The organism is Acidithrix sp. C25, assembly GCF_904848545.2.
This window is the reverse complement of record NZ_CAJHCI020000006.1, coordinates 873,674-899,184: the sequence shown is the minus strand read 5'-3', so window position 1 is coordinate 899,184 and position 25,511 is coordinate 873,674. Positions and strand designations below refer to the sequence as shown.

Below are 25,511 nucleotides of genomic sequence, written 5' to 3'. Positions count from 1 at the left end.
TCGAAACGCATTTTTCAACTCGTTAGCGTCCAAGAATTATAACCGTAGCTGCAGCAGAGTCATTTCGCAAATATCCCCCGGCATTTTCAGCCAATCCAATTCTTGCACCAATTACCTGCCTGTCACCGCCCCGTCCCCTTAACTGATCCGAAAGTTCCACGAGCTGAGCACAGCCAGTTGCACCGATCGGATGGCCCCTCGCAATCAGACCACCGCTTGGATTGACTGGGATCTTTCCTCCGATGGTCGTATCTCCCGCTCGCAGCATACGCAGGGCTCCTCCCTCATCAGCTAGACCTAATTCTTCAATTGTGATGAGCTCGGCGGGGGCTGCTCCATCGTGAACCTCAACGACATCGATATCAGCAGGGGATACACCTGCCTTCTCATACGCTTTGGTGGCGGCACGACGTGCCACCGTAGGCGTCTCTTCAGCTCTCTCTTGTCCAGAGAGAAGGACACTCGCCAAAACTCTAACTCTGGAGTCAGTCCTTCGAGATTTTGCAAATTCGGAACCGGTTACGACTAGAGCTGCTGCGCCGTTACTAATCGAAGAGCACATAAGGAGTGTCAATGGACCGGTAATAACGCGACTTGCCAAAACCTCTTCAACCGTTGTGCTCTTTTGAAATTGAGCACTTGGGTTACTCAATGCGTGACGCCTGTTTTTTACTACTACCTCTGCGAAGTCGTCCTCGGTAGCGCCGTAACGACTCATGTACTCCTTTGCCATCGATGCATATACATCCATAAAATACGAACGATCAATCGATGCGCCGTCACTTTCAATTGGTGGTGGCCACTCCAGGTCGATCGCTGTGCCAATGGCGGCAAATGATGTAGCTTTATCGAGATGTGTCATCTTCTCAGCGCCAACGACGAGAATAACTTCGTAGGCGCCGGAATCTATCAACTTATCTGCCAGAAAGAAGGCTGAACTACCCGAGGCACATGCATTTTCAGTGTTGATAATAGGCTTACCAAGGAGGCTGCTTCTCTTGAGACTTGCCTGTCCTCGGATCATCTCTTGGCCTGTAATTAGTCCACCGACTGCATTTGAGAATATGACGGCGTCAACTTCGTTGGTGTAAATCTCTGCATCTGCTAGGGAAGCTTCAATCACTTGAGAGCACATCTGTTCCAACGAACGATCCTCTTTGGTGAATCGAGTCATCGAAGTACCGATGATGTAGTTAGAGCCAGCCATTTCGACCTTCAATGCTCAGCAGATGGACGAGAATTGACCTATCCAACGATCTTTGAAGGCACGAGTGATCACTCGTGCCTTCAAATCCGAAAGTTCGGACTACTGGCCTCACGGCGAGCAAGTCATTCCTCCATCGATCACCATGACGGAGCCGTTGCAGTACGTCGCTTCATCGGATGCAAGGAAGAGAATTCCATTTGCAATCTCTTCAGGTTTGCCCATCCGCCCCGATGGATTCCATTGGAACCTATAGTCTTCACCATTTAGGTAGTCGATGTACTCTTCCACCATCGGCGTCTCGATATATCCCGGACAAACGACGTTAGAACGAATGTTGTCCTTAGCATAGGCCGTAGCTAGTGAGCGAGTGAGATTTATTATTGCCCCTTTAGCAGTGGTATATGCGTGCGCATCTGGATTTCCTACGATACCAAGCACGCTCGAGACGTTGACGATCGCTCCGCCACCACGCTTACGAATCTCTGGAATTGCGCGCCTCGTGCAATTTACAACCGAGTCGAGGTTGATCGCCATAACGTGGCTCCACTCCTCAACCGAACTCTCATCGATAGCAAGCATGCTATTCGGACGTACTTCTCTATATGAGTAGCCAACTCCTGCACAATTTACTAGGATGTCAAGACCTCCGTAGGTCGAGATCGCAGTGTCGATCGAGGCCGCCGAACCCGCATCTTGCGATAAATCAGTAGCAACTGTGACTATCGTGCCACCGTTCTTCTCTATTACTTTCTTCAGGTCGGCGAGCTTAGATTCACTCCTTCCAACCCCAACGACTTTGGCCCCCTCTGCAGCAAAGCGTTCAGCGGCTGATCGGCCAATGCCACTACTTGCCCCCGTGACAACAGCGATCTTGCCCTCTAGTCTCCCCGTCATATATCCCCCTTCAATTCGAACATGTTCGATTCTGCATATGGCTTAATGCCCCATCTTTCGAAATGGCTTGACGGAACCACATGCCATATGTAGAATGAGTAAATAGTAGTCATCCTACAACTTGTTGTCAAGACAAATTGACTACGAAGGGGGAGTTGAATGGGTTTCGATACTTCGGATGTACGTCGAATACTTGAGGCATTTGAAGCTTCTAACTGGGAAAACATACACCTAAGTACTTCGGATTTCGAGATTAAAATTAGTTCAAAATCAGGTACGATCGACGAAAGAGAGGAGATCGTATTCGAACGAGAAGTAACAAAGTCATCCTACAACTTGGGTGAAAGAGCGACGATTGGCAATGACACCGAAGCTGAATCAATTCCAGCTGAATTACAAATCTCCCAGAGAAACTTGAACAGAGATCACAGTGCGTCAGATCTGGTTCGAATCACGGCGCCGACTGTAGGGATCTTTTGGGCTTCACCCAGTCCCGGAGCACCCCCCTTTGCAAAGGTAGGGCAGCTTCTAGAGCCGGATAGCACAGTAGCGATCGTTGAAGTTATGAAGCTGATGAACCACATCAAAGCAGGCGTTTCAGGAAGGGTAGTCGAGACAGTTGCACAAAATGGAAAGGCAGTGGAGGCAGGAGACGTTCTCTTCCTAATCGAAGTCGAAAGCGACGATCTCTCACGGGGCACAAATTGATTTCGAAGGTTTTAGTTGCAAATCGGGGAGAGATCGCGGTACGCATCATCCGTGCCTGCTTTGACGAAGGATTGATAAGTGTTGCTGCACTATCTGAAGCAGATCTGGACAGCATGCCAGCACGGTTAGCAGATGAGGTAATTTGTATAGGTGAACCGAGCGCGAGTGCGAGTTACCTCTCCGTTGGAACCCAAATCTCTGCCGCGATACTAGCTAAGTGTGACGCCATCCACCCCGGATATGGATTTCTCTCTGAACAACCGGCGCTAGCTGAGGAGGCGAATCGATGGGGAATCACCTTCGTTGGTCCGAGTGCCGATGCCATTCGACGCGGCGGAGACAAGGTAGCAGCACGAGAGCTTGCCCGTTCCCTAGGAGTTGCCGTGGCTTCGGGTTCCGACGCAGTCTCTTCAGTAGATGAAGCTGAAAATATTGCCAAGGAGCTCGGATATCCTCTGCTTCTGAAGGCAGCTGGAGGCGGCGGGGGGAAGGGGATGCGCCAAATTCACAACTTGGATGAATTACGAGCCGGATTCGCACAAGCATCCAATGAAGCACGTGCCGCCTTTGGCGATGACAGGATTTACATAGAGCGTTACGTCGAGAATGCACGCCACATCGAAGTGCAGATTATGGCAGATCGCTTCGGTAAGGTAGTCCACCTCGGTGATCGAGACTGCTCCTGCCAGCGTAGGTTTCAGAAGTTGGTCGAAGAGGCGCCGGCAACGATCATAAGCGAAACTGTTCGACGAGAGTTAGCCGAAGCTGCGATATCACTGTTATCAGCCCTCGATTACGTTGGAGCAGGTACGGTCGAATTCCTCTATGATCTCGACCGCGAGTCGTACTTCTTTCTAGAGGTAAATACCCGCGTTCAAGTGGAGCATCCTGTAACAGAGATGGTTACCGAGATCGACATTGTAAGGGAGCAACTTCGGGTTGCAGGAGGGGCACCCCTTTCTTTCTCGCAATCTGATGTAAAGATCTCGGGCCACGCTATCGAATGTCGAGTCAACGCAGAGTCGGCCCTAAACGGATTTACTGCATCGCCTGGTTTGATCACCTCCTGGACGGCGCCGATGGGAAGCGGTGTGAGGGTAGACACTCACTGCTACAGCGGATATAGAGTCTCCCCCTACTACGACTCGATGCTAGGAAAGCTAATATGCCACGGCAATACCCGATCAGAGGCGATAACCAAGCTTCTTAGGTCCCTAACACACTTCGAAGTTGAGGGAGTGGCTACGACTATCGACCTGCACCGCTCGATTATATCCTCGAGAGAGTTTGGAGAAAATCAGTTCACCACCGTTTGGCTAGAGAGAGCATTTCTACCCAGATTTTTAGCTGCTAATTCTGGGTCAAACTTCGACCCCCTAGGAAAATAGGAACTTTAATGAGCCATATCGAATTCGTTGATCAGACTTTAAGGGACGGCCAACAGAGCCTTTGGGGTATGCGAATGCGCACCGGAATGGTAGCGGAAGTAGCTGGATTGATCGACAAGGCCGGTTTTAGGACCGTAGATGTAACGGGTAGCTCGATGTTTGAATGCATGATTCGCTACTCCAGAGAGGATCCATGGGAAGGGTTAGATCTTTGGCGGAGTTGGATGCCAAACTCTAAACTACGTGCTGGTTCAAGGTCAAACTGCATCGCAAAATTCGGCCTGACACCCGATTCGCTGATGGACCTTTGGATTCAGACTTTAGTCAAGCACGGTATCAATTCATTTTGGATCTACGACTGCCTCTTCAATATGGACAAGATGGAGAGGTTATGCAAAGTGGTATCGGATGCCGGGGCCGAAGTCGTCCCATCGGTCATGTATGGCATCAGTCCCGTGCACACCGATGAATTCTTTGCAGAGAGGGTCGCCGAGATGGTGTCTTGGGGCTTTGTGGACTCAGTGTACGTAGAAGATGCTCCAGGAATTCTAACCCCCGAACGAGCGACTACTCTTTTTCCAGCTTTAGTAAAAGCTGCTAACGGCACGCCTCTCGAGATGCATTGCCACAATACCGTCGGAGTTGCGCCAAGAAATTACATTGAAGCAATTGCAGCAGGAATCAATATCCTCCACACGGCCTCTCGGCCACTCGCAAATGGTCCATCACTTCCGTCAACCGAATCCATGGTTGCAAATCTAGATTGGCTAGGCCACACCCATGGAATCAACGAAGAGCTCCTTGAGCCTATTGCCGCACACTTCGCTCGTGTAGCACAGCAAGAGGGTCATCCAATTGGCCACGTTAATGAGTACTCCGTCTTCAACTACAAGCACCAATTACCAGGTGGGATGACTGGAACCCTCAAAGCCCAACTTGCTCAGTACAACATGGCGGACCGACTCGATGAGGTACTTGAAGAGGTAGTTCAATGTCGAGAGGACTTGGGCCATCCAATTTCAGCTACTCCATTTTCACAATTGATGGGAATTCAAGCGGTACTAAACGTAGTGACAGGGGAACGCTACTCGATAGTGCCCGACGAGGTAATTATTTACGTCCTTGGCCACCTTGGTAAGGCACCAGCACCATTCAATGAGGAGGTCAAGGATCGAATCTTGGATTCGACTCGGGGAAGAGAGATGCAGGATTGGGAGCCTCCGCAACCCTCTATTAAAGAGTTAAAGCGAGAATACGGCGATGAAAAGATCTCCGATGAGGAGCTTCTCATGCGATACCTAGCACCTGCAGATGATCTTGAAGCAACCAGGTCAAAGGGTCCTGTTCCTCGCAACTACATATTCAACGAGACATCCTCCCTGAAGGATCTTGTCGAGGATATGTTGGCAATGAAGAGGCCTAAATACCTTCGAGTGAGCAAGGAGGATTGGACTATCACGTTGCGACGATAGAGCTTTACAGTTACAAAACACTTATAACAAGCCTAAACAAGAAGAATATCGAGGGGGAATATCGATGGGTCAACCAAATACAAACGACTCCAAGTGGGGGAAGAAGGCGATGACGCCGACTGTGGAGTTCTACCACAATCGCATCCGCGAGCTAGTAGCCGAAAGGTTTGCATCGTCAGGCAAACCATGGAACGATGTCGTGGTAGATCCAAATCTTGAATTTACAAAGGCCGACTTTGAAAAGATCGAGGCCGAGCTACTCGCAACTGGGTATCGATTTGAGATGTCAGCTCAAATATCGCAACAAGAAGAGCCCGATAAGTACAAGTCGCTGGTCGGAGTTCAAGATTCCGGAAACCGCGAAAGGGACGAAGAGGGGCGAGAGGTCGTAGGAACCGGGGACAACGTCTTCAATGCTAAAGCCAACGTCATTGGTACGGCACGAATGATCTCCAACGTCGAGATCGTCATGGAGATGCTCATAAATGGCGTACCCGATGGAACTATCGCCATCATCGACGACTCAGGTGGCACTCTAACAGCGCCAATACTAGAGGGCTTTGCTGGTGTCGTATGCATGGGGGGAACCGTGCGATCACACCTTGGAATCTTGACCCGAGAATACGGGGTTCCTTGCCTGATGGCCGCCGAACTCGATGGTCTAAACGATGGCGACACCATAGAGGTTGAATTTGCTCGGCAAGGGGAACAGGCAAATGGAGGCGACAGCAATTCACGCCGTCGCATCTGGAAGATTGAAGAATTAGGGGGAAAATAATGCCTACAAAGAATCACAGCTATGCCGAGTTGCTCGAGCTCAACTCATGGATCAGAAAGTGCAGCGACACCTTTTTTTGGCTTTGTACCACGCGTACTGTTCAAGAGTCAAAGCTATTTCCAGTCAATCCCTATATCGCCCTCTCCTATTTAAATGCATGGTATCGCTACCCACAACTCCTGCGAAAGCTAGAAGAGCACATGTCTGCCGAAGATATTGGTGATAGAGCTCGAGAGGTAACGACCTACGCCAATGCAATTGCAAATGGAATCATCCCTCAATTCTATCTAGGCGGGCGACAGATCCTCATTGACATGGGGATGATTAGTCCTACGGACGCCCTCGACGACGTTGCGTACGTTCTGGACTTTTCTCGAAGACTAAACCTCTCCTATCACAGAAACCATGCCCACATCCTCGCTAGTGATGCAAACCAGAGAATGCAACTTTTACCTGAGCGTGTGGTACAAGTCTTCGAAGCAGATGCTTTTCCTGTAAAGCCGGGCGACCGCCTACATACGGCGGTAGTAAAGTTCCTAGCTCAGATCTCTCAATATGCGTTTCTCTCGCATGCAGAGTGTCGCCTAGGTATCCACAACTCTGGCCCCTATATGGTCGGTGAAAACTCGGAGATGCTGGTAAGGGATTTTGTAGACCTCGCGGAGGGAGATCTACCGTGGCTCGATGGGGTCGCCTCTGCTGTCTCCTATAACAACCTGACAATTCCAGTAATCCTGAAGGACACCCACTTTCATATCGTCGACGACTGGGCATCATTTGAAGCGACTCCAGCTTACGACCACGCCAATATGGCCGCAGTGGGCGTCTACACCTCTGACTATCTTTCGGGGGGATACCTGCCAGTAGCAATGGACAGTCCCGATACCTTGGCTGAATTCCTTGAGAATGAACGAGAAGTCCTTCGAAAGGCCACCTCTGACCTTTGGAAGGTCATGGCAACATGGAGTAGAGATCAATTGATCGACGCAGGTCTACTCGTCTACTACAACGTTCCAAAGGACCTATTCCACATAGCAGGCATCTATGAACAGGAAGATTGGTTCACAGTCGAGGAGAGGGCTCAACGCTTCAAGCCTCTTATGAACGACGAATATGGCAGGGATCTTATCGCAGAGCTAGTTGGATATATCTCCCTTTCATCTCAGCAAGGGAACGAGTACGTGATGAGTAAGTACTCGATGGCGAGGGGCGATATGTGGTCAACCATTCCATATTCAGTACTTAGTGATGATGAATTTACCACTTCAGTCGGACAAATCAGAGGGGGAAGCACCTCGCTACCGGCAAAGGCTGGCCTCTATACGACCACAAAGGGCAAGTTGACGCAGGAGCAGGCGAATGCTGAGGCTAAGAAACTCGACTGTCTAGTCTTCGAGGATAAGTACCGCTTTCTAGATGACGAGTGGATGAAGTTGCATCCAAACGATCCGAGGGCCCAGGAACTCTATCTCTATTCGCAGAGAAACTCTCGAACCCTAAAGGGTAAGGGGGCATCGCTTCTTAGGGGGGACTTTATCTCGCCGGAGGATAAGTAGTGGTCAAGTACGAAAGGCTCTAGATGGAAATTGGAGATCTAATACGTCAGGCGGCTCGTCGGCACGGCGATGCGCCCGCCATAGAGTGTGAGGAAAGGGTCTTAAGCTTCAACCAGTTCAACGATGCTACCGACCGGCTTGGAAACTCCCTTCTCAAATTGGGTCTTTTGCCTGGCGACCGGGTGGGAGTCCTTCTTCCAAATGGGATCGAAGGACTCATCGTCTACTACGCGCTAGCTAAATCTGGACTCGTAAGAGTCTCGCTAAATCACAGGGACTCCCATCAAGATCACCTTCACCGTATCGCTGACTCTGAAGCGAGGGCCATGATTTCGGAGGATGCTTCTAGCTTTCCAGTTGAAGTATCGATCGACCTTGAACAGCTCGAGAAATTGATCTCGGATGGGTCGCCGATCGCCTGTGACGTGGGGCGTTCTGCTCAAGCACCCTATCGAATTGGCTACACCGGAGGTACTACTGGTCCACCGAAGGGCGTAGTACTTACGATGGCAAATGAATACGCTGAGATAACCAACTATCTCATCGATCTCATTCCTGGAATCGGAACGGGAGATGTAATGGTGCACGCAGCACCCGTTACCCATGCGAGTGGATCGTTCTTTCTCCCACACTTAATTCGTGGCGCTAAAAACATCATCCTTTCCAAATTCGAGCCGTCTCGTTACTTAGAGGCGCTCGAGCAGAGAGGAGCAACCAGCACATTTTTGGTACCAACGATGATATCGATGGTCTTAGAAGAGCCCAATATAAATGACTTGGACTTTTCAAAGCTTAAAAGACTCTGCTACGGTGCTTCCCCAATCGCGCCCTCTGTGGTTGAAAGGGCGGAGGCGGCATTTGGTAAGATCTTGACGCAAACGTATGGCCAGTCCGAGGCGCCAATGACCCTAACTCTACTCAGGCCAGAAGAGCACCATCGCGTCGGTTCGGCTGGGGAGCCCTACTCCATGGTAGAAGTTCGAGTCTTCGACGAAGAGGACAAGGAACTCCCCATCGGGGCCGAAGGAGAGATAGTTGCTAGGGGCCAGATCGTAATGAGTGGCTACTGGAAGCGCGCAAATGAAACCGAAGAAACTCTTCGGGGAGGGTGGTTGCACACCGGCGACATCGGTCGAATTGACCAAGACGGCTTTGTCTACCTTCTCGATCGCCGCCACGACATAATCATTAGCGGTGGCTTTAACGTCTACCCCCGTGAGGTGGAGGATGCACTTCAGTCTCATCCAATGGTGAAGGAGGCTGCCGTAGTCGGTGTAGCAGACGCCAAGTGGGGCGAGGCGGTTAAGGCAGTGGTTTCGGTTCGGGGCGAGACGAGCGAAGAGGAGCTACTTAGCTTCGTTCGTGAAAGGGTAGCTAGGTACAAGTGCCCACGCTACGTGGAGATCTGGGAGGACCTCCCCAAAAGCTCCGCAGGAAAGATCCTCCGTAAAGAGGTAAGAGGCCGCTTGAAGGCCGCAGAGGTCCAAGAAAATTAGATGAAATAACCGGAGGTATATATGGACGTCGATCTTCTATCTTTGCATGGGCTGGGAGTCAAAAAGGCTGGGGGGATCGAAGAGATCGCCAAGATCATGGGGCTAACCTCCAATCAAGTCGAGTCGGCCTTCAAAACGGCACAGGCCGAAGGATTGATCGTTGGGGCACGAGGAAACTTTATGTTGACGCCCTCAGGCCATCAACATTTGAACGAGAGCTATGCCGTTGTCTTCAAGGATCTTCGCGAAAACGAAGCCCTTAATAAGTCGTACGAGAGGTTCGAGGTTATCAACAAGAGGCTGCTCGCGCTATTTACGGCTTGGCAAAGTGTCACTAAGGCTGGAACGTCGGTTCCCAACGATCACAGCGACTTCGAATACGACAACCGAATATTCGACGATCTAGGTGGTATTCACGAACGTTCACAACCAATTATTGCCGCCTTCTCTAAAGAAGTTCCCCGCTTCGCCCTTTATGAAGAGCGACTAAGCGACGCATATGACAAAGTACTTAGCGGTCAAAGCGAATACGTCAGCGGCGTTCGCATAGACAGCTACCACACAATCTGGTTTGAACTACACGAAGACCTTCTCCGCCTCCTAGGTCGAACCCGAGAGGAGAACTAACTATGCCTTTGGCTGAAAATCCAATCGTTCTCGATGGTAGCGTCGAGCTTTCAAAGAATGACATAGGGGGAAAGGCGTGGAGTATCGCTCACATGGCTGCCCTAGGAATACGAGTACCACCGGCATTCGTCCTACCAACTTCTACCTGTTGGGCATATCTAAATGGAGGAATGACGCTCTCTGAAGATTCCAAACGCGCGCTTCGAGAGGGGATTGCGTACTTAGAGGAATCTCTGCATAGAACCTTTGGCCGAGGACCTAGCCCCCTATTGGTTTCAGTAAGGTCAGGCGCACCGGTCTCCATGCCGGGGATGATGGATACAGTTCTAAACCTAGGAATCGACCAAGTAGTTGAAGACAAACTTGCCGTAGAATTTGCAGACGAGGCCTTCGCACGAGAGGTTCATTGCCGCTTCATCGAATCCTATGGAAGGATCGTTCTAAAAGCTGAGGTCGAGCGCACTCCACAGTCATCCCCTAAGGAGCTAACGGAGCAGATCGCTAACCAGGTGGATCGTCAGGTACCCACCGATCCATGGGAACAACTCTTTGGAGCAGTAGCTGCGGTCTTTGAATCATGGCAATCACCGCGAGCGCGCACCTACCGCCGCCATTGGTCGATCTCAGATGAACTTGGAACCGCTGTAACAATACAGGCGATGGTCTTTGGAAATCGTGATGAAGTCTCTGGTACAGGTGTGATCTTTAGCCGAAACCCAATGACTGGCGAGGGTGCGCCGTTTGGAGAGTACCTCAGTAGAGGCCAAGGAGAGGAGGTGGTCTCGGGTGAGCGCACTCCACAAAACCTTTCACGACTAGCCGAGCAGATTCCCGAAGTTTGCCGCGAACTTCTAGCTACTGCGTCCAAATTGGAAAAGGACGCGCGCGATATCCAAGACATTGAATTCACGGTTGAGTCAGGGACTCTCTACTTTTTGCAATCACGAGTAGCTAAGCGCTCGCCCCGTGCTGCAGTTAAGTGTGCAGTCGAGATGGCTGAGGCTGGATGGATAACCCGTGAAGAGGCACTTTCAAGGGTCAGTGCCGACCAAGTGAAGATACTTCTACGGCCATACTTAACCGAAGAGTACCTCGTGAATGCACAAATCGTAGCCCAAGGCCAACCATCCTGTCCAGGAATTGCCCAAGGCATAGGGGTAACCGGAGCCGATGAAGCGGTCGCAAGGGTGGGCGATGGTGAAGCCGTGGTACTCCTCGCGCACAATACTAGCCCGCAGGATCTACATGGCATGATCGTCTCGTCTGGAATATGCACTGAAGTTGGCGGATCAACGAGCCACGCCGCGGTGGTCTCAAGGCAACTCGGTCGTCCCTGCATCGTCGGATGCGGTAACGAAGAGCTCTCAGCCCTTGAGGGTAAGTTCATAACCGTAGATGGGTTCAACGGAGTTATTTACGTGGGTGTAGATTGGCTCCCTAAGGCAAAGATTGACGAGGACCCTGACTTAAGTACCTTGCTTGCGTGGGCTCGCGAAGTCGCGCCTATCAAAGTGTCTACGCCAGATGTAACTACGAATTTTTTAGATCTAGACCTTCAAGGGATAACTGAGTTAGACCAGGTCGTATCCTACGTCGGCGATCGACGTCAGGTGAGAAGCACTCTTTTTGAGACACTCGAAGGTATCGAGGCGGCGATGAATATCGAAGGCATCGAGATAGTCACCGAACAACCCTTGGTGGCTCTTTTGATGGCTATGGAAGTAGCAAATAAAAGGAGCTCACAGAGATGAGGATAACGCCACCAATAGGTCTTCGATTATGACGAGAGCGGCGGTCGTTGACGTAGTCCGCACCCCATTTGCTAAAGGTCGAGAAAGTGGCTCCTTGGCGGGCGTACATCCCGTAGATCTTCTAGCAAGGTGCCTAACTGCGATCGTCGAGCGCAGCGGAATCGCTGCAGAATATATCGACGATGTGATAATTGGGTGTTCTTTACCGGTCGCCGAGCAGTCTGGCAATATCGCTCGGAATGCAGTACTTGCAGCGGGCTATCCCGAGACCGTTCCCGCAGTCTCAATCGACCGCAAGTGCGGTTCGTTCCAACAATCTATGCACTTTGCGGCCCAAGGGATTATCTCTGGGGCATATGACGTCGCAGTTGCCGGTGGGGTTGAGGTAATGGGGCTCGTACCGATGAAGGCTAATCGAATGGGAAAGGATGAAAAAGGTCCAAGCTTTCACAGACGCTATCCCGCTGGACTCATTTCGCAGGGTGTCTCAGCAGAGCTCATCGCTTCTCGGTACAATATTTTGCGGCAGCAGCTAGACGAGTACTCCCTGCGGTCACATCAATTGGCAGATGGCGCCATGAAAACTACCTCCAAGATTGCATCGATGGTTGCAATTGAAAACTCCGGACGAATAGTCGAGAGTGACGAAGGAATTCGTCCCACTTCAACTTTTGAGGCCCTATCGTCGCTTCGGCCCGCCTTCTACTCACACGAAATGGCCGAGCGCTTCCCCGAGATCGAAGAGTGGAGGATCACAGCGGGAAACTCCTCTCAGATCTCCGATGGGGCTGGGGCTGGGCTAATAGTAAGCGAAGACTTTGCAAGGGAAAATGGCTTGAGTGTAAAAGGGTATCTCTCGAACTTTTCCGTGGTAGGCGATGATCCAATCATGATGCTAACAGGAGTAATACCGGCTACTCGGAAACTGCTCGAGCGGAGTGGTTTAGAGATAATGGATATCGACCTTTTTGAGGTAAACGAGGCCTTCGCCTCGGTGGTGTTAGCGTACGCCAAGGAGTTAGAGGTGCCCCTGGATCGCCTAAATGTAAGTGGCGGTGCTATCGCCTATGGCCACCCAGTTGGAGCTTCGGGAGTCCGCCTCTTCACTCAGATCCTCGATGATTTGGCTCAACGAGGTGGGGGGAGGGGAGTTGTCACCATGTGCGAAAGCGGAGGGATGGCAAATGCCACTCTAGTTGAGGTAACTGACGGATGAGAATTTTGAACGAAAAGGAGTACGAGTAATGCTTGAGGGAGCTTTCAACTTTCGAGATTTGGGCGGAATAAAGACAGCAGATGGGGCAGAGATCGCCTACGGCAAGCTCTTTAGAAGCGACAGCTTGCAAGAACTAACTGCGAGCGACGTAGAGGTTGTTAGTAACGAGCTTAAGGTGAGGTGTATCGTAGATCTTCGCTCGACGCGAGAGGCTGTTACCGAAGGTAGGGGACTGTTAGGACGTATTCCACTCTGCTACATTAATCTTCCACTCATAGACGTAGATAGCCCGCATGGAGATCCGGGGGAACTAACTGTAAATCAGTACCTTGATCATCTCGAGACCGATGATAACCTCGTCCTTGCCATTAACTTACTTGGATCATTAGTCCAACTTCCAACTGTCGTTCACTGTGCAGCAGGTAAAGACAGAACAGGAGTCCTAGTCGCCCTAGTTCTCCTCCTACTTGGGGTCCCGCAGGAAGCTGTAGCGCACGATTACCTAAGAACCACCGAGAATATGGACCGTATCGTGCAACGCTTTAAGAAATGGCCGCGATACGCCCACAACATGGAGACTCTTCCCCCAGAAATATATAGTTGTGAACCTAAAACCATAGAGATATTCTTTCGTGAACTTAACTCTCGATACGGTGGAGCTGAAAAGTGGGCTGAACAAAAGGGAGTCTCCTCTGACGCAATCGAGCAGCTGAAGATAAATCTTTTGGGGTAGAGCACCAAATAGCCATCGAAGCAGCGATCGATTCCGATATCAACCACGAACAAGAGAGAGATAAAGGTAAACAATTTAAATTCAGCCGGAAAAGCTATTTGGCCTCAGGTTTTGCACAAAGGTATTACTTATCATTAAACAGGCGGCCGAGCACTTTCGACAATCAATAGCAAAAACTTCGGATCTCAAAGGGAACCACCCTAATACGGCACCGGGTCTCATATCTGTAGCTTACCCAAGGTATTACGGATCTGCCAAGAGCCTAGGTCGAGACAAAGGTCCAATTTCAAAAGAATGCAAACCGAGCCAATCGTCTTTTCACATCACTTCGCATTCAATTCGTCCAAGTACTCACGTAAAGAAATACCTGCGATCTTATGCACCTAACGGGGTCCTGTCAGTAGATTCTTCACCTCAAATCACAGAGCCGATTAGATCGATCGCACTTGGTGTGGAAGTTCGGTGTTAATCGAAAGTACGGAAGTCACCCTCTCACGCCGCTTTCGTCAGATCAGCTGATGACGACAAAGACGATAGACAAGGCGCGCGAAGATAGGAAGCATTAAGGGTTGAAGTTCAGACTTCAATAATTCCCCAAGAATAGATAGTCAACGAAAAAAGATGTCCTACATCTGTACTGACTCATAGGTTCAACTTTTGGGTAATTGCGACCTTCGATTTATAGAGATGCCTAATAAAAAAATGACACAAGGGCACTTAACACCATTTCAAGATGTCTATTCGCCGATTGTGTAAAAGCGAAACAACTTGGTGTTGAACTAATCGTAGATAAACATAATTTCTCACTTGACACCAAGTTGTCCGATCACTAAGCTTCAAACGCGCGGTAGGAAAGGTCATTCGGATGAGGAGATCACCAAATACGCGGACCCTATACCTTCTTCGCAAACCAAAAATCTTTACATTCCGGGGGGAATTATGACTGACACCGTTCAGGAGACCGTAGTAGCACCACCAGCACCAACTGGTGATCCAGCAATGATAGGGTTACCGTCATTCATTGTGGGAGCGACCGCGTTCGCACTTGGAGCAGTTGGCTACATACCAGCAGCTGGTTCAGGAGGGGTGTTGCCAAACATCATTACCGCCACGGGCATTGGACTACTCGTTGCAGCAGTTTGGGCAACGCGTCTAGGACAATCGGCTGTTGCTAGTCTCTTTGCGATATTCGCAGGATTTTGGCTTTCGTATGCTGCGCTACTACTCGGCCTAGATCATAATTGGTACGCAATTCCAGCCGCTGACGTAAAACAAACTATAGTTACCTACCTTGTGGCATGGGCAGTCCTGATCGGAGTCCTAACGCTAAGTACGCTGAGATTACCTATGGTATTTTCAGCAATTCTAGCTCTAGTGGAGATTGCACTTCTATTTATACTCGCGGGCACGATTCAGGGATCGAATACATTAACCCATATCGGAGGATACATCGTCTTTGCCTTCTGTGCCCTTGGACTTTACGCCTTTGCAAGTGCTGCAATGATTTCAACTGGGGGGAAGGGTCTTTCACTTGGCAATCCAATCGTAAAATAGCTCGGAGGATGAAGGGCAATGGTTTTCCAATTACGAATATTCGCCCACTTAATAGACCATTGCCCTAATCGTATTACCGCGACACGGCGAATAACATCAACATACTCGCAATGCGCGATCCTACCGTTGAGTAGGATCGCCACCGATAAAGTGTCAGAACCCGAGGAAGAAATCACCGAACCCGACGATCTGATCACTGAGCACCGGCGGATCCGGTCTCGAGCCGATCAGCATTCGGGAGGCTATTTGGGTAGCAGATTAAGGGCCAGTGCCGACGTCGGAAGGATTGGGTCATTGAAGATCTGATTCGCGCGATGGTAAACAATGCAACTTGGGCTAATCGAATTGCTCAGATCGAAGCCTGATGTACGCTTTGAACAGTTAGCACACTCAGCGCCGTTAGGAAAGCAATGGTGAAATCAGCATCTATTGAACATGCATAGGTCCGTACGCGCGACATCGAGCGACTTTGTCGTGCCCTTGATTCATCAGCCTTAGAGTTATCGTTCAGTGCCAAGTTGCCACGAGCAACTGCCGAGAAGGTGCTCCCCCTCCTGGCTGATTAAATCAGCTTCTACTTCTTTTTTCCATTGGAAGATAGTTGCACTTGGTATCTTGCCTACTTTAGCAAGTTAGGAAAAAGCACCTCTTAGTATATTTGGATCTGAAAGGAGTGTCCTTATTTTTCTAATAACAGCTTCTTTTTGATCCTTTGGATAAAGTATCATCGTTCGCCGGAGTTCTCGCCCTATGGGGTTGTACATATTTTACTTGAGCTGATGCCAACCAGCCTGACACCTAGGGTGTCTGTCTTGAGTGCCGAGTTAGTGCTGGCCTTGATGCTGCGGGAACGAACCGCATCAAGGCCGAGAACAGGGGCGTCCTATTCAAGACGGACGCGGTCCGTCGCCGTCTTATTGATTTTCAACTCGATGATGTACTTTTTAGGAAATGTAATTGGCACTCGGACCGTGTTGCTTCTGATTTTACTCCCCGTAGACGCTCTGCTCTTAGCCATCTACTTCGGGTGGGTTTGGTCCGGTAATTGGACCAAGATGAAACTTCCTAGGGAAAGATCGACGGCCAGTTATAGCTGGTCTTGTGTAGTTCGGATTGTAAGACCAATTTTGCTTACGATGAAGTTGGTAAGCCACGACTAGCCCGAATGTCCTGCGTCGTCATTGCGTCGCGCAGCAACCGCTGGAACTGGCCCATCTTCCAGCCACTAAGAATGCCGTCATCAGTTAGAGGGGGAGAGTGGCCGACCGTCGACGTTTGCGAAACGGTTCGTATTGTGTCACCCAAGGTCCCCTTCGAAGCAGAATAAACCGAGTCTGATTGCATAGGTCACCGGCACGATTTTCTCTATGAAGTCCACTGTCCAAGAAGTCAGCCTGGTCGAAGCTCACGTCACTCAGACGGTAATAACGCGAATCAGTTCTTCGAGGCCGACGAAGTCATCCGGATTGCGCGTATAGAGTTCGAGGCCATTCGCGTGAGCGATTGCCGCGATGAGTAGATCGGCCATGCGCGATGGGTGCGTGCGACCAGTACTCGCAACGGCCGCAACAATCTGGCCAAAACTTCGCGCGGCGGCAGCGTCGAAGGGGATTGGCTCGAAGGTTGCTTCGGTTTGCTGCAGGCTCGCCTGACGAACAGATTGCTCGGTGACGGTGGATGCCAGAATGGGACCGGCGGCCAATTCGGCAAGCGTGATCGCGCTGACCGCGATCTCCTCGGGTAGGACTCTTTGCACCGAAGGATCATCCCAATCGATGACTACGGAAATATCAAGTAGCCCCGGATTCATCTAGAGATCCTGATTGATGAGGTTGTCGAGGTCGGCCCGAAAGAGCTTCGCATCGATACCGGGCCCAGTATCGATGAAATTTGCGATGCTGGATTTCGGTACCACGGTGCGTCGTAGCGTACGAAGAGGGAGCAATTCGGCTACTGGAACTCCGTTGCGGGTCACAACGAAACTCTCGCCAGCAACTACTTCATCGATCACTTTGGCGTTGTCATTGCGCAGTTCACGTTGAGCGATCGTCTTTGCCACGAGGAAAGTGTAGCAAATTATGCTACGAATTGCTACAGGTTAGATTACTACGTCCGAATACGGTTGCCGAACAAAGTGGTCCAAGTGGTCGAATTGCTCACCTACCAGAGAAGAGTCCTCTATTTGGAATCATTTCGGTTCTTATTGTGTCTCTCAAGGTCCGCTCGTTGTCTCTTTCACAACATTCTGCCCAGCAAACCCGCGACCTCTTTTCCGTTCACTCTCGTAGCTAACCTGACTTAACCTGAGGGACAGACATCGCGTCCATGCCATTCACGAGGGACTGCTCGGAGGAAGCGACAATCTACTTGGCAAGTTCTTACAACCCTTGAGTTGTATAACCTTTATATTGCATACTATCCTTACGTAGGAAGTGGATCTCGAATTCGTCGAGCGTTGGCTCTATGACATTGATCAGAGCTCCTACGAACAGGTTATTGCTGCTTTGGAGTGGCTCATCGACCGAGGACCACAGCTTGGACGTCCGTTGGTCGATACCGTAAAAGCATCACGTCACAAGAACATGAAGGAGTTGCGTCCAGGCTCTAGAGGGCGTTCAGAATTGAAGATTCTTTTTTGCCTTCGATCTATAACGAAACGCAGTTCCTCTAGTAGTGGGAGACGAATCGAAAAGTTGGAAGAAGTGGTGTCAAGCGAAGATCCCAGTTGCTGACAAGCGCTTTGATGACCACATTAGGAAACAGAAAGGAGGATCGAGATGTCAAAGAATTTGGACGACATGCTCGCAAGACGTCCCGTCAACCGCGAGGTTGTGGAGGAGCACAAAAAGCAAATGCTTAGCGAAGTCCGGTCTTACCGCCTTCGCGAGCTGCGCGAAGCTTCTGAGGTCACCCAGGTGGAACTCGCTAGTCGCATGAAGGTCAGACTGAATCGCGTTTCACGCATCGAACATGGCGACATCGAACGCGCACAACTCGATACACTACGCAAGTATGTCGAGGCAGTCGGCGATGAATTGAGAGTTGAAGTCGAGATTGGCGATGAACGTTTTTTGATCGCGTAAAAGAGGTCGAAATTATTACCCGGGCCGGATCAAACCGAGCTAGATCACGCGGTGATTTCGCTGAGCAGTGGTGTTACATTCTGTAAGTAAATAGCCACAACTTCTGGCGACGGCGTACACTCGCTTGAGCTTGCAATTATAAATGCTTGGGTAAAACCGCACTACGAATCGCAGATGCGACTCAAAATACTATTCAATGATCAGTTCATCAATAGTGAAATTCGTCTTCACTTTTTATACAATTCTTCACATTCCCGTAGGATTACAGCTTTTGTGCTGGCGAGTTCGCCAGCAGCTATCTTGCATCGCAACACCTTTTCGCCTCAATGCTTGCCAGATCGTGCTCGCATCCAAGCCAAGTAGGCCACCGACCATGTTCGGGGACCCTCCGGCCTGATAAGCCTAACCTTTGCGCTAGCTGTTCAGAAGTGAGTGGATGGGCGGTTTCAAGTAGACAACGCAACGAGTTCGGCAAGTTTCTCCTCAGGTACCTTATAGCCAAGGGTTTTTCGAGGTATGCCATTTAGGCTTCTTTGTATCTTTTGTAGATCTTTTGCAGAGAACTTATTGAGGTCTTCTCCCTTGGGGAGATATTGGCGAAGTAGGGCATTGGTGTTTTTGTTTCATTCCCTTTGCCAAGGGGAATGGGGATTGCAGAAGCCCTCTTGGAAACACCGGAGTAAATTGACCCCAGTTAGCTTGACCAAGTGGCCCCATTAATTACATGCTTATCTCAAATAAAATTTGTACATTTGCGGGTTCATCAAGTGCTCGCAACTAACTATTGCATTGGACTACACGTAAACAACCAGCACATGAATCAGTGGACTTTATTGGTTGCCAACTAATCGACTTGCTATCTCCAAGGCGTCCACTGGCCAAAAGCACTCTGGTCGCGGGCGATGGACGCCAGGACTTCCGACTTTAGGTCGGCAGTTCAAGACGGAGTCGACCCATTGGGATGGTATCGCGTCGATACCGTAGACAGCACCCAATAGCGCTCCACAAATTGCTGCATTGGTATCTGTATCTCCACCTCGCATAACCGTATCGACGACGCCTGTTTCAAAACTAGGAGCATTTAGCAATTGCCACAGCGCATTGCGAAATGCAATCAAAACCCAACCTTGTTGATGGACGTAGTCAGATGGTGGTCCTTCGGTAGCTCCTTGGATTACATCCATGAGTAAAGGATCGACTACTTGTTCGTGAGCCCACTTTTTGATCTTGCGATAGAGTGTCTCGCCGTCGCATCCAGTTGAAATAGCATGAGCAATAGCCATTGTGAAAAGCGAGTTGGATTGAAGGCATACCTGATTGGGATGAGTTATAGCGGCGTCTTGTATAGCCCATTCTCGAACTGTATCCAGAGAGTGGCTAGCGCCGAAAATACCCAAAGGGCTGATCCGCATCATGGCTCCGTTGGCCTGGCTGGCTGAGTTCGGATACCCTCGAAGACCAGAGGAAGTTGTCATACCGCAGTCAAAAGGATCGGAGTCTAACCAGAATTTATAGGCATTAAATGCAGCATTAGAATCATAGGTGCCACGCTCTAGCAACATCCGTGCCAAAAGAAGTGCCATCTCTGAATCGTCGGTTGGCTGACCGGCAATGGTGTTCCATGTGCCTCCATCAGACAATTCTCGTAAGCCATCAGGGTAGCGGCGTCTGATCTCCTCAGGAGACTGAAATTCGACCAGACTGCCTAGGGCATCCCCTGCGAGTTGACCAAGTAGACATCCCTGGGCACGATCTAATTGCATGATACTTCTCCTACGACTTTCAATAGCTGTTCCCGGATATCCTTCGCCGTTGCGCCTAAGTCAACGGTAGCAAATCGAATCTCATGGTTCTGGATTACAACGGATTCGTTAAATGAACTATCCACAGATGGATGAAGGAGCAACCCGGATGCATTTTCAGCGAAAGGATCGCCTCTTCCTTCCTGAGACCTCAAATAGGTGTAAATCTGATAAACGTAACCATTGCGTAGTGTCTCTTCGCGATACCAACCTCGCGTCACAACGGAGGTGAACTTTGTGTCAATTACGATGCGGCGTTCAGCTTTTTTGTGTTCGAGGATGATATCAGTTCGCATCGAGGGTAACACCTTGTCGATATCCTGGTTCCTTTTTTCAATCTGCCAGGTGTACGTTTTTCCAGCTTCGACGCGCCATCCCTGTGGAGAAAGCGTGACATCATAGAAACCCGCGATTCCTTTCTCATAGAGCTTTCTAATCCAGTGAATTTCCCTATCGGGCGACGATAGCATCTTTGCGCCAACGTTCTCTGTAGGCAATGCAAGGTTCAATGCAAGATGAGCCGCAGCTACCATAGACTGATCGCCAGAGTCGTGTCTTCCGAAGCGGTCGACTGAAACTTCGCTACGATTAGGTCGATCCCCGATCACGCCCATACGTCTCAAGCTTGTTGCCAATGACCGGCATCGATGTGCCAGTGCCTTACTGACGACTATCTTCGAAACTTCCTCAAGGGCTGTCCGAACGTAACGGTTTCGAGGCGTATCGATCGTCAACTCGTCGAATCGACAGGCAACCTTTCCTCGATCCAATAGTCGGTGCCTCTCAGTGGTCAGCAGATCAATCCGGCCTCGAAGGCAGCTAAGTACAGCCTCACGCGATTGATAGCCATAACTCAAGTTTCGCTGAAGGCGACGCTCAACACGCCGACACAGCAATTCAGCTACTAGATCGGCGATTTCGTCGGGATTGTCCTCTACTGCTACCTTTGCATTCTCAAGTTCTCTAAAAAGATCTGATGCATACAGCATGAGCAGCCAAAGGTTACGAACAGGGATGCGGCCTATGTAGCCAACCTCATCCTGAACATCTGTTCGCGAATCCATCGAAGCAAGTGTCAAGGTCAGAATCCCTCGAGGAGGCGTTCTTTGGCCTTCTTGGAGGTTGCGGGGGAATCGAACCAATACTCATCCAGTAGCGGGCCAATCTCGGTCTCTACTACTTGACAGAACCAGGCGCTAGGATCCTTAATACCGTTATCGCCCGTCGGAGTGACGTAACTATGTCCAACTCGATACTGAGGTCCGAGGCCAGAGTCCGCTGAGATCATTTCATTCAGCGCTGTAATGTTGCTTTCAATTCTGTCGAGTATTTGTGCATCGAATCCGTATCTAGTTTGAACCCAATCGCGCCATGGCTTACCGAGTTTGGGCTCTAAGTCAATGAAAGCAAAGCGGCGGCGCAAGGCCAAATCAACTAGAGCAAGTGATCTGTCGGCTATATTCATCGTGCCGATTACATAGAGATTTTTTGGGATGAAGACGCGCTCGCCATCGAACTGCCTATACGAGAGTTCGAGAGCCTCGCTAGGTGTCCTCTTATCTGCCTCAAGAAGTGTTAACATCTCACCGAAAATCTGGGCTGGGTTACCACGATTGACTTCTTCAATGACGACAACGTAATTAGAACCTGGATCATTTATAGCTATTTCTATCATCTCCATAAATGGGCCATCGACGAGACTGAGTTTCCCGTCTCCCATTGGCCGCCATCCTCGAATGAAATCCTCGTATGAAAGGTTTGGGTGAAACTGAACAGCCCGTACCTTGTTGTCGTCGCGCTGCCCAATCAAAGCAAATGCCAATCGCCTGGCCAACCAAGTCTTTCCAGTACCTGGTGGTCCTTGAAGGATAAGATTCTTCTTTGAACTAAAGCGATCTAGGATCTGCTGAAGCTTATCTCGCCCAATGAAACATCCATCGGCCACAATATTGTCTATCGAGTACGGAACGAGCGGGGCAGCGATGAATTCTTCTTCAGATGCGGCATTCGCTTCGTCGCCCGGCGCATCGGCTTCTGACTCGTTTGTGGTGTCAGAAGCCTTGCTATCTCCGTACAGCCAAGCCGCAAAGGATAGGTCCGGAAATGAATGTACAGGATAAGTGTCTTCCTTGAAACGAACCTCAAGCGTTTCCAGCACCTTTAGGAAATCAGTTGCATTGCAACGACGTTTGGGGCCATTCAGGTCGATGTGAATATTGAGCTTCTTTTCAATGTAAAGCCGAGACTGACCATCCAGGGTCGGAAAATTCCAGGGACGAATCCAGTACAGCCCCATTGTAAGGTTCCAACCGGTGTTTGAGATGTGGGTCGCTTTGTCATAGGCTAACGCAAAATTGGACTGGGATTCTTCATTGGGCGAATCAGCAAAGTCAATCGCCCGCGCAAAGACCTCCCAGAGGTTTTCAATGTCGTCTTGTTGACGATCTTTACCGTACCCATAAAACCATGACTTCTGATTATTGAGAATAGGAATTCCGTCGAACGAGTCTGGAACGGGCACCGAAACTCCGAGCAGCCGGGCGAGTTCGTTTGCAATTACCTTACGATTTGTTACTGTAATCCCTCGGTTGAATATACCAAAAACAGTAAATGGGCAAATGTCTTTCATTGGACCTATGGAACCGTCTGCGAATTGATCATTTACGATGGAAAAGCCATTTACTTTCGAGGCGATATCGAGTATTCCTGCAACAAGCTCGTTACGTCGACTTTGAAAGGTGAGCAGCTTATTTGCAACTTCCTCGTAAAAACCAGACCACTTAAACGGACTGCTCCTATCGTCGCGATCACCGAAGCGATCACGCCAATAGGGCTCGTTGCGGAACCGATCAAGATCTTGTGATTTTCCTTCAAAGGTAAATCCGATCAATCCATCTGAGTACCAATTTCCAGGCAGGACCCGCCAGACCGTACTTCGATTAGTGTAAAAATACCACTCGCGAACTGGGTCGAACGAGTTCCAATCGACTCTAAGGTTGCGGCCATCACCACAATTTTTAATTACAGTTCCAATCGATTTGATCACCAAAACCGAAACGCTAAAGCCTCTGTTATCAAAGGGAAGGTTGTTCTTTCGCGAATACGTCGATTTAATCGCGATTAAATCCCCAGGTTGAATCGACTTTACTAAATCAAGGTATCTATCCTGATAACCGTTTTCCCATATGCCATCCCGCAAAAAGCGAGATGTCTGATCGTCGGTACCGCCGAAAGTCGCCCCGACAAACCAACACGCCTTTGCACCGACTCCCTCTATCTGTGAATTCACTTCCGAACCACCATTATTCCTTTCCTCCCCCAACAAGTAGAACCTCGTCATCTATCTCAAATAAATCTGGCCTAGAGCGATTAGCCCCGATTTCATACTCCATCAACAGTGATACGAGTTGATCACCATTCATAAGCGCAATGGGAGTTTTATCAGACTCAATAGCCTCGTTAATTGCTCCAGAGCTAAAGTCACTTGTCGTGATAATCAGACCATGTTCATGCGCACCAAGGCTACCTCGCATCTGCTGGACAGTAGGGGACTGAACATTGTTTTTGTGCTTCCACCGCTTCACCTGAACCGCCATTTTGATGCGTACCACCTCTCCGATCACCAAGGTGCCCCGAACATCGATCCCGCCATCGCCAGTAAGCTTTGTAACCTCAACCATCTCGAAGCCCATCTCCACCAGCAGTTGAGAGATAAACTCCTCAAACTCGCCGGGTGTCAAGGCCAACAATTTCTCGTGCAACGCCTTGCGAACTTGTTGGTTATGTTGCTCGATTTGAATTGTAAGACTGCTATCCGTTGATTGACTGAGGCTAAAGTAGCCTTTACCGTGCTTTACGAAACGAGGTTGCTTACCGTGCTTTTGCTGACTCTTAATTAAGGTGATCAGCTGCTCGTACATCGTTGCAGCTGGTGTTTTCCCTCCCGTATTCAACCACCCTTTTTGAAGGGCCCTGTCAGTGATTTCCCTGTAGTTCACCGGCTTATTGCCACCGTACTCTTCGAGTACCTTCTGGGCACAATCAATGAAGGTGAAGTATGCACCTTCAGATCGAGTCTTTTGCGTTTCATCTACAAGAGTCATATCTGGTGCGGTATTCTTGCCAAGCATTGGAATACCATTCAACGAAAAAGTTTGGGGAGCAACCATAACGAAGGACGACTTCGCGCCCTTCGTTTTGATGTCCTTATACAGTCGTGCGCCAACTGTTTTATCGGGAGTCTTTCCCGAAGACTTCCAAAGACCATCACTTATCAATTTGTCAGTGATTGTCTTCACGTGTAGCGGCTGATTGGCCGATTTGAGAACCTGCTCAACAGCATCTAGTAGCTCCATTACACCTTCTATCAAAAATTGCGGAACGAGAACTGCTCAAGACTTTTCAACGACAAAACGGTACCTACGAGTCAACGAGCTTGAGTGGTTTGTACTACGTGCGCAAAGCGCGTGAAATGAGATGATTGAACTTCACGAGGACTAATCTTATCGAAGGTTAGACCGTTGGGAGTGGTGTTCATCTTCCGGATATTCTGCACCCTACATCTAGCTATTGAAACTTTAAGCATTGCACTCTATGGTTGGAATTTCAGATTGATTCGAAACCGCCCAGCTTACGTTATAGCAACTCCATGCGTCATCCCCAGGGATCACACAAGAGGTCTGGTCCCATCGCCAATATAGTCAGCATCTCAGAGGATCCCCGGAGGTCGAGGATCGTTTCACACCGGGGCACTTCCGAGAGAGATATCATTGGCTCTCGTGGAGATACGCGCCGTTGGCACCCTCGTCGAGCGCACCACTCGCTTTGTCCTGCTCTTGCATCTCCCAAATGGTCATAGCGCCAAACAGGTCGAAGCAGCAATGCGTAAAGAGATCAAAACCTTACAGAACTCCCTTACAAAGACCATAGCATGGGACCAGGGTAGCGAACTTGCTCGACACATCGAGTTCACTGTCGCGACTGGTGTGCAAGTTTAAGAACTCGATCCTCATTCGCCATGGCAACGAGGATCGAAGAAACACACCAATAGACTTCTTCGCCAATACATGCCCAAGAGCACAGATCTCTCCAAGTTCTCCCATGCGGATCTGAAACGTAACTACGAAAGCTTGAATGATCGGACGAGAAAGGCCTTAGGATTTCACAAGCCAGTGGAGAAACTTGCTCAGCTCGTTGCGCTGACCACTTGAAACCGCCCAGTGTTCTATTGGAAAAAAGATGAAATT

General features: G+C 49.7%; 22 protein-coding genes and 1 pseudogene. 14 read left to right on the top strand and 9 right to left on the bottom strand.

Annotated elements, in window-relative coordinates; genetic code table 11:
- Positions 1–22 precede the first annotated feature (22 nt).
- Positions 23–1,207 carry a thiolase family protein gene (locus tag ACIDITHRIX25_RS73010; RefSeq protein WP_201732588.1) on the bottom strand — a complete coding sequence of 395 codons (1,185 nt, stop codon included), beginning with the start codon at positions 1,205–1,207 and terminating at the stop codon, positions 23–25.
- A 108-nt stretch (positions 1,208–1,315) separates the two neighbouring features.
- On the bottom strand, positions 1,316–2,101 hold the full coding sequence (locus ACIDITHRIX25_RS73005; RefSeq protein ID WP_052604247.1) for an SDR family NAD(P)-dependent oxidoreductase: 786 nt from the start codon (positions 2,099–2,101) through the stop codon (positions 1,316–1,318).
- Between the two features lie 159 nt (positions 2,102–2,260).
- Here ACIDITHRIX25_RS73005 and ACIDITHRIX25_RS73000 point away from each other — a divergent pair, with 159 nt between their 5' ends.
- The 11 genes from ACIDITHRIX25_RS73000 (at position 2,261) to ACIDITHRIX25_RS72950 (ending at position 15,380) form a co-directional block, all read left to right on the top strand.
- Entirely contained in the window at positions 2,261–2,809 is a 549-nt protein-coding gene (locus tag ACIDITHRIX25_RS73000; RefSeq protein ID WP_201732587.1) for a biotin/lipoyl-containing protein, read from the top strand.
- Positions 2,806–4,197, top strand: coding sequence for an acetyl-CoA carboxylase biotin carboxylase subunit (locus ACIDITHRIX25_RS72995; protein ID WP_201732586.1), 1,392 nt, complete (start codon positions 2,806–2,808; stop codon positions 4,195–4,197). The genes ACIDITHRIX25_RS73000 and ACIDITHRIX25_RS72995 overlap by 4 nt, the downstream gene beginning before the upstream one ends.
- An 8-nt stretch (positions 4,198–4,205) precedes the next feature.
- The gene (locus tag ACIDITHRIX25_RS72990) at positions 4,206–5,669 is read left to right on the top strand and encodes a hydroxymethylglutaryl-CoA lyase-like TIM-barrel protein (protein ID WP_201732585.1); all 1,464 of its coding nucleotides are present in this window, start codon (positions 4,206–4,208) and stop codon (positions 5,667–5,669) included.
- Between the two features lie 64 nt (positions 5,670–5,733).
- Positions 5,734–6,447: a PEP-utilizing enzyme gene (locus ACIDITHRIX25_RS72985; protein ID WP_201732584.1), complete on the top strand. Its 714-nt coding sequence runs from the start codon at positions 5,734–5,736 to the stop codon at positions 6,445–6,447.
- Entirely contained in the window at positions 6,447–8,003 is a 1,557-nt protein-coding gene (locus ACIDITHRIX25_RS72980) for a hypothetical protein (RefSeq protein ID WP_052604252.1), read from the top strand. Before ACIDITHRIX25_RS72985 ends, ACIDITHRIX25_RS72980 begins: the two co-directional genes overlap by 1 nt.
- 23 nt (positions 8,004–8,026) lie before the next feature.
- The gene (locus ACIDITHRIX25_RS72975; RefSeq protein ID WP_201732583.1) at positions 8,027–9,499 is read left to right on the top strand and encodes a class I adenylate-forming enzyme family protein; all 1,473 of its coding nucleotides are present in this window, start codon (positions 8,027–8,029) and stop codon (positions 9,497–9,499) included.
- A gap of 21 nt (positions 9,500–9,520) precedes the next feature.
- Complete coding sequence (locus ACIDITHRIX25_RS72970) at positions 9,521–10,126, top strand: hypothetical protein (RefSeq protein ID WP_052604254.1); 606 nt, start codon at positions 9,521–9,523, stop codon at positions 10,124–10,126.
- 2 nt (positions 10,127–10,128) lie between these two features.
- Positions 10,129–11,877 (top strand): pyruvate, phosphate dikinase, encoded by a 1,749-nt coding sequence (locus ACIDITHRIX25_RS72965; protein WP_201732582.1) that lies wholly within the window; start codon positions 10,129–10,131, stop codon positions 11,875–11,877.
- 28 nt (positions 11,878–11,905) lie between these two features.
- On the top strand, positions 11,906–13,093 hold the full coding sequence (locus ACIDITHRIX25_RS72960; RefSeq protein WP_201732581.1) for a thiolase family protein: 1,188 nt from the start codon (positions 11,906–11,908) through the stop codon (positions 13,091–13,093).
- A 28-nt stretch (positions 13,094–13,121) separates the two neighbouring features.
- A complete protein-coding gene (locus ACIDITHRIX25_RS72955) occupies positions 13,122–13,826 on the top strand; it encodes a tyrosine-protein phosphatase (RefSeq protein ID WP_201732580.1) in 705 nt (234 codons plus the stop codon).
- 939 nt (positions 13,827–14,765) lie between these two features.
- Positions 14,766–15,380 (top strand): GPR1/FUN34/YaaH family transporter, encoded by a 615-nt coding sequence (locus ACIDITHRIX25_RS72950; protein ID WP_052604264.1) that lies wholly within the window; start codon positions 14,766–14,768, stop codon positions 15,378–15,380.
- 1,414 nt (positions 15,381–16,794) lie between these two features.
- On the opposite strand, the gene ACIDITHRIX25_RS72945 is transcribed toward ACIDITHRIX25_RS72950, so the two are convergent.
- Positions 16,795–17,190, bottom strand: a complete 396-nt coding sequence (locus ACIDITHRIX25_RS72945) for a type II toxin-antitoxin system VapC family toxin (protein WP_201732579.1) — start codon at positions 17,188–17,190, stop codon at positions 16,795–16,797.
- On the bottom strand, positions 17,191–17,439 hold the full coding sequence (locus ACIDITHRIX25_RS72940) for a type II toxin-antitoxin system Phd/YefM family antitoxin (protein WP_201732578.1): 249 nt from the start codon (positions 17,437–17,439) through the stop codon (positions 17,191–17,193). It lies immediately after the preceding gene.
- Between the two features lie 373 nt (positions 17,440–17,812).
- On the opposite strand from ACIDITHRIX25_RS72940, the gene ACIDITHRIX25_RS72935 reads away from it, so the two are divergent.
- A complete protein-coding gene (locus tag ACIDITHRIX25_RS72935) occupies positions 17,813–18,112 on the top strand; it encodes a type II toxin-antitoxin system RelE/ParE family toxin (protein ID WP_201732577.1) in 300 nt (99 codons plus the stop codon).
- 45 nt (positions 18,113–18,157) lie between these two features.
- Complete coding sequence (locus tag ACIDITHRIX25_RS72930) at positions 18,158–18,463, top strand: helix-turn-helix domain-containing protein (protein WP_201732576.1); 306 nt, start codon at positions 18,158–18,160, stop codon at positions 18,461–18,463.
- Between the two features lie 446 nt (positions 18,464–18,909).
- Here ACIDITHRIX25_RS72930 and ACIDITHRIX25_RS72925 read toward each other — a convergent pair.
- The 5 genes and pseudogenes from ACIDITHRIX25_RS72925 to ACIDITHRIX25_RS72905 form a co-directional block, all read right to left on the bottom strand.
- A pseudogene (locus ACIDITHRIX25_RS72925) lies at positions 18,910–19,122 on the bottom strand (transposase); the annotation flags it as partial.
- Between the two features lie 171 nt (positions 19,123–19,293).
- Positions 19,294–20,226, bottom strand: a complete 933-nt coding sequence (locus ACIDITHRIX25_RS72920; protein ID WP_201732575.1) for an ADP-ribosylglycohydrolase family protein — start codon at positions 20,224–20,226, stop codon at positions 19,294–19,296.
- Positions 20,217–21,329: a 5-methylcytosine-specific restriction endonuclease system specificity protein McrC gene (mcrC, locus tag ACIDITHRIX25_RS72915; protein ID WP_349632147.1), complete on the bottom strand. Its 1,113-nt coding sequence runs from the start codon at positions 21,327–21,329 to the stop codon at positions 20,217–20,219. The genes ACIDITHRIX25_RS72920 and mcrC overlap by 10 nt, the downstream gene beginning before the upstream one ends.
- A gap of 17 nt (positions 21,330–21,346) precedes the next feature.
- A complete protein-coding gene (locus tag ACIDITHRIX25_RS72910; protein WP_201732573.1) occupies positions 21,347–23,554 on the bottom strand; it encodes an AAA family ATPase in 2,208 nt (735 codons plus the stop codon).
- 13 nt (positions 23,555–23,567) lie between these two features.
- Positions 23,568–24,620: an HTH domain-containing protein gene (locus ACIDITHRIX25_RS72905; protein WP_201732572.1), complete on the bottom strand. Its 1,053-nt coding sequence runs from the start codon at positions 24,618–24,620 to the stop codon at positions 23,568–23,570.
- Positions 24,621–25,043: 423 nt separating this feature from the next.
- Between ACIDITHRIX25_RS72905 and ACIDITHRIX25_RS72900 the strand changes: the two genes are divergently transcribed.
- Positions 25,044–25,262: a DDE-type integrase/transposase/recombinase gene (locus tag ACIDITHRIX25_RS72900; protein ID WP_502756210.1), complete on the top strand. Its 219-nt coding sequence runs from the start codon at positions 25,044–25,046 to the stop codon at positions 25,260–25,262.
- Positions 25,263–25,511: the final 249 nt, after the last annotated feature.